The sequence below is a fragment of the Clostridium sp. AM58-1XD genome (assembly GCF_003464085.1).
In the GTDB taxonomy this organism is placed as follows: domain Bacteria; phylum Bacillota; class Clostridia; order Lachnospirales; family Lachnospiraceae; genus Lachnoclostridium_A.
Genome location: NZ_QSDR01000037.1, coordinates 26,388 through 36,723, shown reverse-complemented (window position 1 = coordinate 36,723; position 10,336 = coordinate 26,388). Strand labels below are relative to the sequence as shown.

Here is a 10,336-nt window from a genome sequence, read left to right as displayed (position 1 = left end):
ACCCGCCCCGGAGCCCGCCCCGGCCCCGGAGCCCGAAAAGAACGACAGTCCCATCGGAACAATCCTTCTGGTGCTGGCCGTGGCGGTCATCGGCGGCGGGGCCGGCTGGTACTTCAAGATATACCGCCCGAAACATCAGGCCCCCGATCTGGACGAGGAAGAAATTGACTTTGAGGAAGAAGGGGACGAGCCGGACGGGGACAGCGACCTCCCGCCGTGGGACGAGGACGAGCCGGAGGAAGGAGACGAACCGGGGAAGGAGGACAGGGAATGAATTTTACCGACAGCCCCTATGAGCGAATGATGAAGCAGGTTCCCCGGCCCTCCCGGCGCGACCCGGAGCCCTGCTCCGCCTGCCGGGAGCACGGCGGCGATTGCAGGAAGAAGCGGCGCACCCTGATTGTAGAGCCCCGCAGGACTTCGGGCCAAGTTGGCCCGAAGCGGTAATGTGCCGGGAGCTGACCCGTGACGAGAGGAAAACAATCCGGCGGCTGGTCACGGGTATGTGCGCCAACTATGACAGCGAATACGGCTGTCTCCCGTTGGACTGCCCCTGCTATATGCTCGGCAAGTGGTGGACGGGGAGCCTGTGCCGCTACTTCCGGGCGGCGGTACTGCCTCTGGCCCCGGTGCTGGAAACCTCCCTCACGGGGGAGGCGGCGGGGCCGGAAATAAGGCGCTGCGCCGTATGCGGGAGGGCCTTTATCCCCGAGGGACGGCAAGCCTACTGCTCCGAAGCCTGCAAGGCCGAGGGCAACCGCCGCCGGAGCCGGGAGCGTATGCGGAAAAAGCGGGAGAAAAACAGGGGGCGGCGTTACGATTAGGCCCTGTAAAACCCCTGTGTTTCCGGGCTTTCCGCGCCCGGTTTGAGCGGCCTTAATATAAATCTATGTCCTACCCCTGTTTTGCGGGGGAAATCGTAACAAGTAAGGACTTCGAGCCAACTTGGCCCGAAGCCGGAAAGGAGGAATTATTTGGACGGGTACAAATACTACTCTACACAGCGGCCAGTGGATATGTGGACGTTCCCTGAACCGCCCGACAACAAGCCCGTGGAGATTAAAAACTATGACTGTGATTTTCGTATTCCCATACCGGGGGAAGCCTTCCAGGCGTGGGGCGAACTGATTTACGCAAAGCCGTTGACAGATAAGCAGATGGAGGACTACGAACTGAAACCCTCCCGGAAAAATCCTGACCTGAAAAAACGCATGGAGGAACAGACACAGGCCCTCGGAAAATGGGAGGACAGCCGCCATTTCTCCGAGCGCAAACGGCTGACGTGGTTCCACCCGGATTTTGGTTCCTATGTGCTGAAAGACTTTGTGACCCCGGAACAGCTCTCGGAGCGGTTTGAAATTATGCAGGAATTACAGGCGGAGCGCAGAGAAAAACTTTCGATTGCCGCCCAGCTCCGCAAGGGCTCGAAGCAGGCAAAGGATCATCAGGAACCGCCCGCAAAGAAAAGCAGCCCCGCCCATGAGGAAAGATAGGAGGTATTTCATGCAGGAAAAGGATAACCCTTTGAAGTCGGCGGAGCTCTCCGCTGAACAGAATTACAACATGATTGACGGTGTGCTGAACAACACGCCGCCCGCCCCGGTTCCCCCTGAACTGGAAAAGCCGCTGGATAAGGTAAAGGAACCGCCCCACCACAAGCGGAGCCGGGAGCGGGAGGAACGGTAATGCCCCGCCGCAGGCGGAATATCCCGCTTTATGTGATGGTATCCCCGGAGGAACTGGAACAGCTTCACGCCCGCATGGACGAGGCAGGCGTCCGCAACATGAGCGCCTTTGTCCGCAAGATGGCCTTAAACGGCTATATCCTCCATGTTGACCTCTCGCCCGTCCGGGAACTGGTTTCCCTGCAACGGCGGTGCTCCAACAATCTGAATCAGGTGGCGATCCACGCCAACACCTACGGCATATACCCGAACGAAATTGCCGGGCTTCAACAGGACTACGCCGAGCTGTGGGGGCGCATAAATGACATACTGAAACAGCTATCCGCCATTGTAGAGCTGTGAGCATGGGGAGCGGGGGCTGGGCCCTCGCTCCCCTGCTTTTTTTCTGTCCGGGAGCTTCGGGCCAAGTTGGCCCGAAGTATGCCGGGACAAGATTTGCAAAGTCCCGACAACATTGTTGTCCGGCCCCTGAAATGGTAAAATTATAGTAGGATAAAACAAAGAAAGGGGCTGTTTATATGAGACTGATATTTAAGATTATCGCGTTGCCGTTTCTGCTGGTTCTGTCGCTTTTGATGGCGGTGCTGATGTTCCTGTTCGACGTAGCCGGGGGGCTTTTGTCCCTGGCCTCCGGGGTGCTGGCCCTGATTGCCGTGGGCCTGTTCGTGCTCCAACATCAGCCTGTCGGCGGCGTGGCGTTTCTCGTCCTGGCTTTCCTGCTCTCGCCCTATGGGCTCCCGGCTATCGCGGAATTTATCATCAGCGCATTGGACGGGCTGAACTATTCCCTCCGGCGGTTCATCACAAGCTGACAGGCGGCGGGACTTCGGGCCAAGTTGGCCCGAAGCAGGAACAGCAAAACGGCGGCTCTGCGGGGCCGCCGTTCTTCATGGAATGGAGGTGAGATATGGCAACTACCCGCCATTTTACCCGGCATATCAACGTCGGGGAGACGATAGCGGAGGCAATCAAGGAATGTATTGACTACGGCAAAAATCCCGATAAGACCCGGGGCGGTAAACTTATCTCCGCTTATGAGTGCGACCCGGCCACGGTGGACGCGGAATTTCTGCTTTCTAAGAGCAAATATAAGGCCATCACGGGCCGGGTGCAGAAGTGGGACGAGGACATTTTGTGTTATCAGATACGGCAATCCTTCCTCCCCGGAGAAGTGACCCCGGAAGAAGCAAACCGTATCGGCTACGAGCTCGGCATGAGCTGGACAAAAGGCAACCACGCTTTTATTGTCACAACACACATTGATAAGGCACACGTCCACAACCATATTTACTACAATTCAACGTCCCTTGACTATACCCGGAAGTTTCGGAATTTCTGGAACAGTTCTTTTGCAATCCGGCGGGTAAGTGACCGGATCTGTCTGGAACACGGGCTTTCGATTGTGAAAAATCCGAAGCCTCGGAGTAAAGGCAAGTTTAAGAATTACGGGGAATGGCTTGAGGATAACAAACCGCCCACCTTTCAGGAGCGGCTGCGGGCGCAGATCGACGCGGCCCTCTTGCAGAAGCCCGCCGATTTTGCCGCGTTTCTCTCACTGATGAAGGCGGCGGGCTACGAGGTCAAACACGGGCGCGGCGGCTCTCTCTCGTTTCGCTGTCCCGGACAGGAACGGTTTACCCGTTGCCGGGCCTCCACACTCGGGGAAGGTTATAGTCCGGAGGATATACGGGCCGTTATCGAAGGCCGCGCCCCCTTGCCCTCCAGCCGGGCGGCGGAGCCTGTGAAGCCGGGCCGAAGGCTCAACCTGATTATCGACATTCAGAACCGGCTTCAAGGAAAAGGCCCGGCCTATGAGCGGTGGGCAAAAGTATTCAACCTAAAGCAGATGGCGGCGGCTCTGGCTTACTTGCAGGACAACGGCCTGACGGAGTATGAGCAGTTGGAGAAAAAGGCCGGGGAGGCCACGGAGCGGTTTCACGTTCTGGCTGGAAAAATCAAGTCGGTGGAGGCCGCGCTTGCCGCCAATGCGGAGCTTAAAGGAGCCACGGTAAACTATGCAAAGACCCACCCCGTGTTTGAGGCGTACAAGGCTTCACGGTACAGTAAAAATTTCCTTGCAGAACATGAGGCGGATATTGAGATTTACCGGGCGGCCCGGGCCAAAATGAGTGCCATTCTGGACGGGGCGAAGCTCCCAAAGATGGAGAAACAGAAGGAGGAAGGCCGCAGGCTGGCGGCTGAAAAAAAGGAGCTCTACGCCGAGTACCGGGAAGCCCGGAAAGATATGCGGGAAGTCACAACGGCAAAAGCAAACATTGATTATCTGCTCGGCCTGACCGGGCAGGAGAAAAATAAGGAACAGGAGCGATAGCGAATGAGACGCAACCAATCGAGCGGAGCGACGGAGCTTCGGGCCAAGTTGGCCCGAGGTTCCGCAGGGTTTGGGGCTGGCCCCAACAAGCGGGATTTTTCAGGTTTCGGCGGGAGCCGGAACGTGGAAAATTCGCAAGTGTATAGACACTTGCATCGCTTGCCGTTTAGCGGTAGGCTGAAAAAGATAACAAAGAAATAAGACATACATATGTCCTATTCCATGTTATAATGGCATGGGGTGATTATATGAAGATAGACCGTCTTATCGGTATTATTACAATACTTTTGCAAAAGGAAAAAGTAACAATTTCTCAATTAGCCAAGCGCTTCGAGGTTTCATGCAGGACTATCCAGCGTGATATTGATGATATATGTAAAGCTGGTATCCCTATTGTGTCCATGCAAGGATATGGCGGGGGGATTTCCATTGAAGAAGGTTATAAAATTGATAAAACAATACTGACACAAAAAGAATTGAGTGCTATTTTTATGGGCCTCAAGAGTATTGATACCATTTCAAAATACCCTTATACCCAAAGCCTGATGGAGAAACTAAGTCACGATAAGAGCTCAATCCTTTCCGATCAAAACAAAATTATTATTAGTTTAGCCTCGTTTTATCAAGTAAGCCTAACTGAAAAAATAGATTTAATAAAACAGGCTATTAACAATCGGGAACTGATTTTATTCCACTACTATTCTGAAAAAGGAGAAAGTGAACGTACCATTGAGCCTTATTTTATAATATTTAGGTGGTTTGCATGGTATGTTTACGGGTACTGCCTTACTCAACAAGATTATAGACTTTTCAAATTAAATCGTTTAAGCAAATTACAGAATCTAAAAACAAATTATGAGGAAAGATTTATTTCAGAAAAAGAACTTGATTTTGACCAATATATTTGGCGTGACGATATAAAACTGGTAGCCCTTTTTGATATGAGTGTAAAATATAGACTGATTGATGAATATGGCCCGGAATGTATAACATTAGACCATCAATCTGGCAAACTGCTTTTTGAAAATGTTTTTACAAATTATAATTATTTAGTTCAATGGATACTTAGTTATGGAGAGGCAGTAAAAGTTATTGAACCTTGTGAATTAGTGAATGAAATCCGTAAAAAGGCCAAAAACATGTTAGCTCAATACGAGGAATAGGACATAAAGGTGTCGTATTACATGTGTTACGATTAAAACAAATGGAGGAATTGAATATGAAAAAAGAAATATCTATTACAGATAGGCCGGAAAAACTTGCCGGATATGAAGCGGAGCAATACTTTGCTGCCTGTGGTAATTTGTCATGGTACGATTTTGTGACAGCCATGCCATCGTTGGTATTCCTCGTTACAGGCTGGAAATCGAACGGTAAGGAAAACGCCTGTCTGCAATCTTGGTCTACCTTTGCCGGAAGTGGAGCTGACAACTTTATATGTATCATGGGAAAGGTTAATAGAGGCGGGCATATGTATCAATCGCTGAAAGAAACAAAAGTATGTGTATTAAATTTCCCATCTATCGACATTTATGACCGCTGTATAAAAACGATTGGCAACAATCAGTTTGAAACAGATGAAATTACCGCCTCTGGCTTAACTGCGGAGAAAGCCATAATGGTCAACGCTCCACAAATTAAAGAATGCTTTTTGAATATCGAATGTGAATATTTGTGGGAACATGAGCTTTTCGAGGGAAGTCAAGAAGTTGCAGTTGCATTGAAAGCCGTCAACATTTGTATGGATAGAGAACGCTACGACCAAAGTTTGCTCGGCAGATACGGAAAGAGTGGATATTTATATCAAATCGACCAACCGACCAATCCAGAAACAGGTGAGATCACGCCGATAAATCACGGAACATTGGAACCGGATGTTCCTATTGAGTGGGTTACGAATTAAGCGTTTGCTTCGGGCCAAGTTGGCCCGAAGTCTATAAAGTAGCCGCTGCTGCAACAAAAAAATGTTGTATTGTCAAATGAAAAAGCGGGGGCTATCACGCCTCCGCTTTTCTGGCTTCTTTGGCTTTTTGTATTCCCTTTACGGTATCGGATACAATGACAAGATCGGTTTCATCAACGCCATTTAGAAGTTCATCGAGTTGTCGGCGCTGTGTAGTCTTATCCGGCGTTTTCATCGGAAAGAAAAACTGGTCTACCGATATATCAAAGAAGGTCACAAGTTCATAAAAAACTTGCAGGCTCGGGTGCTGGCCTTCATTCTCGATTGAGACGAGATAGCGTGGGGCAATATCAAGTTCTTTCCCTAACCGCTCCCGGGTGTAGCCTTTGGCCTTCCTGGCCGCTTTGATGGCCTGTCCGAAAGCCTTGAAGTCATAGACTTCTGTTGGTTTTCTCATAAATAAATCACCCTATTACATTGTATAGCTCCAATTTTCAAAATGAAATGAGTATACAACACATAGAGTTTACCTAAATAACACCAATTATGTACATGAAACAGCAAAACCGCTCAACGGTAAATAAAAAAAACCGTTGTTTGGCGGTAGGATAGTTATGCGCCTAAACAAAATACAGTAGCCTAACGGCGGTTTTGAAATAGCAATCAAAGCCGTCGTTTTCTTTTTGGAAATAAGAATAACGGAGGGTGTGATAAAATCGCCCTATTTAGAGGACACGGCGGTACAAGGAGGGTATCGCCGTGAACCATTATATTCGACATAATCAGTCAAACTTCTACTTCTTAAAAAAAGCCTGACCCTTTATGTCCATAGTTGCGCTCCTCCATTTACCTATACACATCATTTAAGAGGAACTAATAGTGTTTGTTCTTGCGCTCGTTTGGCCTTGTGCTATACGGGCGCTTTTCATTTGCGGCAAACTGGCTTCGGGCCAACTTGGCCCGAGGTTCCAAACAAAGGGGAGTTGCCCCGCTGCCGCTCCCCGCCCTCTCCATTTCGGTTCACTCGTCCACCAAAACCGAAATGGAGGTATCACTATGAAGAAAATCAACTTGCGGGATCTGTACCCGTTTTATCATAACGACCTGTTTGTGGAAGTCTCTGACGAAGTGGCGGCGGCTCTGGCCGAGGCCGAGCGCATGGAGCGGAACTATATCCGCCGTGTGTATTGGAACAAAGCGTATTTTTCGTTGGACGCCGGAGACGGTATCGAGCATGAAGCTCTTTTCGTTGCCCTGTCTCCCTGTGAGCTTTACGAGCGCAAGGTTACGGCGCAGGAGCTCCGCGCGGCCCTCGCTTCGCTCCCGGAAATGCAGAGCCGCAGGGTTTACGCTCATTACATACTCGGAATGAGCAAAGTTGAAATTGCAAGAGCCGAGAGAGTCCATGAGAAAACAGTTCGGACTTCGATTGAGCGCGGGCTCCGCAACATGGAAATTTTTTTGAAAAATCGTATCTAAACCGGCCCGATTTTGCCCGTTTATTCTCATGGCTATTGAGAGGGATAACTACCTCGGGCAAGTTGGCCCGAGGCTTGAAGCTCCCCCGTGCAGCTTGACAATTTCATAAAAAGATACCCGGATACGAAGGGTGTGTATGCTGAGTGACAGGCCCGCCATGACCTCTATTGCCAGAGAATAGAGAGAGCGACAAGGCCCATGTCGCAGGCGGGCCGAGGCTGGTTCCGCCGGATAAAGCAGACAAGCCTTGATACTTGCGTTTAGTCATAGTCCGAGCGTTGAAGCGGCCAAAGGCCGTGAGCCGTCGCAGGCATTGAGAACGCCTTGCCATAAGAATGGGGAGAGGTGAAATTCCTATGGGGTGGACAAGCCGCCGCCCGTCCGGGGTATCTGTGTAAGTAAACGATCAGGAGCGCCGGGCCGGATATTCTGTCCGATAACAGCCCAAAACTTCCCGGCGCGGCGCTCCACCTATTTTTGAATAGGGAGAATCGAAATGGAAAAAGATTTGACTTTGGATATGATGTTGACCGAACGGTGGAGCAATAATGCCTGCCGCGGTTACGTCATATGGGCGATGGAAAACTGTGACTTCAAGCCCGAGTATATTAAACGGGTGGTTCGTGAGCTTCATTGGGTTTTCGATATGAAATCTATTGAAGAAGCCGACGAACACTATTGCCAGAGTCCCTACTAAACCTCTCTTCTCTGCTCTGACCTCGGGCCAACTTGGCCCGAGGTCTTATGAGCAGATGGCAAAGGGCGGCGCGTGAGAACGGGCCGCCTTTTGTCATTTCCTCATAGGACAATCAGGGAATGACATACACATGGAAGAAAGGGGGCGAATATCCATGCAAAAACAAATTCATTTAACGGAGCTCGCGGGCGTTGATATAACGACAGTCAACAAAGAGGACTTAGTTGACGTGTCCGGGCTGACCTTCGATAACACGGTTCCGAGAGAACAGCGGGCGGCGCAGGTGCTCCGCAAAGTAAAAAATCCGTACTGCTTCCGGGTGGGCGATATGGGCGTTAAACTGGAATTTCTGGATAGCGCCCCGCCCCTTGAGGATTGCTTCACTGACTTCCTTCAACGTAAAAAGAGCGGCCTGTAATCAGTGTGCAGGCCGTTTTTGTCGGCCTCGGGACAAGATTTGCAAGGGCTCGACAACATTGTTCACACCACCTATACATGGTATAATATAGGTGTAAAGTGATAAAGGAAGGAGGTTCACATGGCGCGAAAGAGCCGTGTTATCACTGAAACTCAAAAGCAGGAAAGCGTAAAATCATTTGAATGGAAAATCGGTATTTATATCAGACTTTCCAAAGAGGATTTAAGGAATAATGATGAATCCGAAAGTGTAACCAACCAGAGAAAAATCAATCTGGAATTTGTGGAAGAAAAATTCTGCAACGAAACGTATATCATTTATGATATTTATGTAGATGATGGACGCTCTGGAACAACAGAGGACACACGACCTGATTTTCAACGGTTATCAAAAGACATTCGTGAGGGTAATGTGAATTGCGTTGTTTGCAAAACTCTTGCCCGGGCCTTTCGTAACTATGCCGACCAGGGGAAGTTTCTGGAGCAGTATCTCCCTACATACGGTTGCCGCTTTATCGCATTTGGCAATCCCTACGTTGACACATTCGCAAACCCTGACTGTACGCAAAACATGGAAATCCCAATAAATGGCCTTATGAATGACCGTTACGCGGCCAGAACGTCGGAAGATGTACGAAAGACATTTCGGACAAAACGCAACAATGGTGAGTTTATCGGCGCATTTGCCCCATACGGTTATTTGAAAAATCCAGAAAATAAAAATGCTTTTATTATTGATGAAGAAGCCGCTGAAATTGTAAAGGAGATATTCGAGAAATATCTGGCTGGTATGAGTAAACTCTCTATTGTACGGTACTTAAACGACCATAGTATTCTCTGTCCAACGGTATATAAACAAAAGCGGTTAGGCTTGAAGTACCAAAATCCGCACAGTGACCCAACAAAAAACCCTCTTTGGAGTGAAAAGACAGTGGGGGACATACTTAAAAATCAAATGTATTGCGGTGATATGGTACAAGGGCGTTATCGTATAAAAAGTTACAAAGTCCATATTCAGGAGAAAGTCCCGGAGGACGAATGGTTTATTAAAGAAAAAACTCACGAGCCAATTATCGACCGGGAAATTTTTGATAAAGTTCAGCGGTTATTACAGAAGGACACCCGCACATCTCCTAAAAATGATACGCTATATTTGTTCAGTGGTTTCCTGCGTTGTGCTGACTGCGAAAAAGCTATGATAAGAAGTGAAGTTAAAAAACATGTATATTACTACTGTTCGACTTATAAGAGACGGTCAAAAAAAGCCTGTACGAAACATTCCATACAGCATAACCGCTTAGAAGCGGCTGTCCTGTTTGCAATTCAGCAGTATGTATACCTTGCAATCGACTATACAAAAATCATTGAACAGATTAACAGGGCTCCAATCATCAAGAGCCAGGATAAGAAATTGTTGGAGGCTATCTCCAAAAAGGAACGGGAGCTTGCCAAGGTAATTAGATATAAACAGGCTGTTTATCAAGATTGGAAAGACAACGAGATTAGCCAGACCGATTACCGCCGTATGCGGGAGGACTATGAAGCACAGGAAAAAGAGATAACTACAACGATTAAAAAACTACAAAACGAGAGGGCCGAACAAGAAAACGGTGTAGACACTGAAAATCCTTTTCTGGTTGCCTTTCGCAAATACGAAAATGTTACCACACTATCAAGGGATATTCTGATTGATCTTGTTGACAGTATCACAGTTTATGAAGGCGGCAATATCAGCATTGTTCTTCGCTTTGCTGATGAACTCCGCCGGGTGCAGGATTTTATTGAAATCAACACCCATTCCGAAGCGGTTTAATATGACCGCA

At 48.9% G+C, this 10,336-nt stretch carries 14 protein-coding genes; 13 read left to right on the top strand and 1 reads right to left on the bottom strand.

Annotated features, from left to right (window positions below; all coding sequences use genetic code 11):
- The 9 genes from DXA13_RS17975 to DXA13_RS17930 all read left to right on the top strand — a co-directional run.
- A partial coding sequence (locus DXA13_RS17975) for a CD1107 family mobile element protein (RefSeq protein ID WP_118246434.1) occupies window positions 1-274 on the top strand: 274 nt, incomplete at its 5' end.
- A 172-nt stretch (window positions 275-446) separates the two neighbouring features.
- Entirely contained in the window at window positions 447-824 is a 378-nt protein-coding gene (locus tag DXA13_RS17970) for a cysteine-rich VLP protein (protein WP_021640571.1), read from the top strand.
- Between the two features lie 150 nt (window positions 825-974).
- The gene (locus tag DXA13_RS17965) at window positions 975-1,493 is read left to right on the top strand and encodes a hypothetical protein (protein ID WP_044902019.1); all 519 of its coding nucleotides are present in this window, start codon (window positions 975-977) and stop codon (window positions 1,491-1,493) included.
- A 10-nt stretch (window positions 1,494-1,503) separates the two neighbouring features.
- Entirely contained in the window at window positions 1,504-1,686 is a 183-nt protein-coding gene (locus tag DXA13_RS17960) for a DUF4316 domain-containing protein (protein WP_044902020.1), read from the top strand.
- Window positions 1,686-2,027: a plasmid mobilization relaxosome protein MobC gene (gene mobC, locus DXA13_RS17955; protein ID WP_118246433.1), complete on the top strand. Its 342-nt coding sequence runs from the start codon at window positions 1,686-1,688 to the stop codon at window positions 2,025-2,027. Before DXA13_RS17960 ends, mobC begins: the two co-directional genes overlap by 1 nt.
- 176 nt (window positions 2,028-2,203) lie before the next feature.
- Window positions 2,204-2,497, top strand: coding sequence for a CD1845 family protein (locus DXA13_RS17950; protein WP_118246432.1), 294 nt, complete (start codon window positions 2,204-2,206; stop codon window positions 2,495-2,497).
- Between the two features lie 95 nt (window positions 2,498-2,592).
- On the top strand, window positions 2,593-4,017 hold the full coding sequence (locus tag DXA13_RS17945; RefSeq protein ID WP_118246431.1) for a relaxase/mobilization nuclease domain-containing protein: 1,425 nt from the start codon (window positions 2,593-2,595) through the stop codon (window positions 4,015-4,017).
- A 248-nt stretch (window positions 4,018-4,265) separates the two neighbouring features.
- Window positions 4,266-5,180 carry a YafY family protein gene (locus DXA13_RS17935; RefSeq protein ID WP_024726239.1) on the top strand — a complete coding sequence of 305 codons (915 nt, stop codon included), beginning with the start codon at window positions 4,266-4,268 and terminating at the stop codon, window positions 5,178-5,180.
- 56 nt (window positions 5,181-5,236) lie between these two features.
- Window positions 5,237-5,920 (top strand): flavin reductase, encoded by a 684-nt coding sequence (locus tag DXA13_RS17930; RefSeq protein WP_002575656.1) that lies wholly within the window; start codon window positions 5,237-5,239, stop codon window positions 5,918-5,920.
- A 94-nt stretch (window positions 5,921-6,014) separates the two neighbouring features.
- Here the strand turns inward: DXA13_RS17930 and DXA13_RS17925 are convergent, their stop codons facing one another.
- Window positions 6,015-6,377 carry a helix-turn-helix transcriptional regulator gene (locus DXA13_RS17925; RefSeq protein ID WP_002575657.1) on the bottom strand — a complete coding sequence of 121 codons (363 nt, stop codon included), beginning with the start codon at window positions 6,375-6,377 and terminating at the stop codon, window positions 6,015-6,017.
- Between the two features lie 599 nt (window positions 6,378-6,976).
- Here DXA13_RS17925 and DXA13_RS17920 point away from each other — a divergent pair.
- The 4 genes from DXA13_RS17920 to DXA13_RS17905 all read left to right on the top strand — a co-directional run bounded on the left by DXA13_RS17920 (window position 6,977) and on the right by DXA13_RS17905 (window position 10,326).
- Window positions 6,977-7,399: a sigma factor-like helix-turn-helix DNA-binding protein gene (locus tag DXA13_RS17920; RefSeq protein WP_002575658.1), complete on the top strand. Its 423-nt coding sequence runs from the start codon at window positions 6,977-6,979 to the stop codon at window positions 7,397-7,399.
- 496 nt (window positions 7,400-7,895) lie between these two features.
- Window positions 7,896-8,096, top strand: coding sequence for a hypothetical protein (locus tag DXA13_RS17915; RefSeq protein ID WP_002575659.1), 201 nt, complete (start codon window positions 7,896-7,898; stop codon window positions 8,094-8,096).
- A 154-nt stretch (window positions 8,097-8,250) separates the two neighbouring features.
- Window positions 8,251-8,514 (top strand): DUF6870 family protein, encoded by a 264-nt coding sequence (locus tag DXA13_RS17910; RefSeq protein ID WP_002575660.1) that lies wholly within the window; start codon window positions 8,251-8,253, stop codon window positions 8,512-8,514.
- A 120-nt stretch (window positions 8,515-8,634) separates the two neighbouring features.
- Window positions 8,635-10,326, top strand: coding sequence for a recombinase family protein (locus DXA13_RS17905; protein ID WP_002575661.1), 1,692 nt, complete (start codon window positions 8,635-8,637; stop codon window positions 10,324-10,326).
- Window positions 10,327-10,336: the final 10 nt, after the last annotated feature.

What these genes read in the sequence shown, in the direction of transcription:
- DXA13_RS17910 (WP_002575660.1), top strand. Translation starts at nt 8,251, where the DNA reads ATGCAAAAACAAATTCATTTAACGGAGCTCGCGGGCGTTGATATAACG.
- DXA13_RS17920 (WP_002575658.1), top strand. Translation starts at nt 6,977, where the DNA reads ATGAAGAAAATCAACTTGCGGGATCTGTACCCGTTTTATCATAACGAC.
- DXA13_RS17925 (WP_002575657.1), bottom strand. Translation starts at nt 6,377, where the DNA reads ATGAGAAAACCAACAGAAGTCTATGACTTCAAGGCTTTCGGACAGGCC.
- DXA13_RS17945 (WP_118246431.1), top strand. Translation starts at nt 2,593, where the DNA reads ATGGCAACTACCCGCCATTTTACCCGGCATATCAACGTCGGGGAGACG.
- DXA13_RS17950 (WP_118246432.1), top strand. Translation starts at nt 2,204, where the DNA reads ATGAGACTGATATTTAAGATTATCGCGTTGCCGTTTCTGCTGGTTCTG.
- mobC (WP_118246433.1), top strand. Translation starts at nt 1,686, where the DNA reads ATGCCCCGCCGCAGGCGGAATATCCCGCTTTATGTGATGGTATCCCCG.
- DXA13_RS17970 (WP_021640571.1), top strand. Translation starts at nt 447, where the DNA reads ATGTGCCGGGAGCTGACCCGTGACGAGAGGAAAACAATCCGGCGGCTG.
- DXA13_RS17960 (WP_044902020.1), top strand. Translation starts at nt 1,504, where the DNA reads ATGCAGGAAAAGGATAACCCTTTGAAGTCGGCGGAGCTCTCCGCTGAA.
- DXA13_RS17930 (WP_002575656.1), top strand. Translation starts at nt 5,237, where the DNA reads ATGAAAAAAGAAATATCTATTACAGATAGGCCGGAAAAACTTGCCGGA.
- DXA13_RS17935 (WP_024726239.1), top strand. Translation starts at nt 4,266, where the DNA reads ATGAAGATAGACCGTCTTATCGGTATTATTACAATACTTTTGCAAAAG.
- DXA13_RS17905 (WP_002575661.1), top strand. Translation starts at nt 8,635, where the DNA reads ATGGCGCGAAAGAGCCGTGTTATCACTGAAACTCAAAAGCAGGAAAGC.
- DXA13_RS17915 (WP_002575659.1), top strand. Translation starts at nt 7,896, where the DNA reads ATGGAAAAAGATTTGACTTTGGATATGATGTTGACCGAACGGTGGAGC.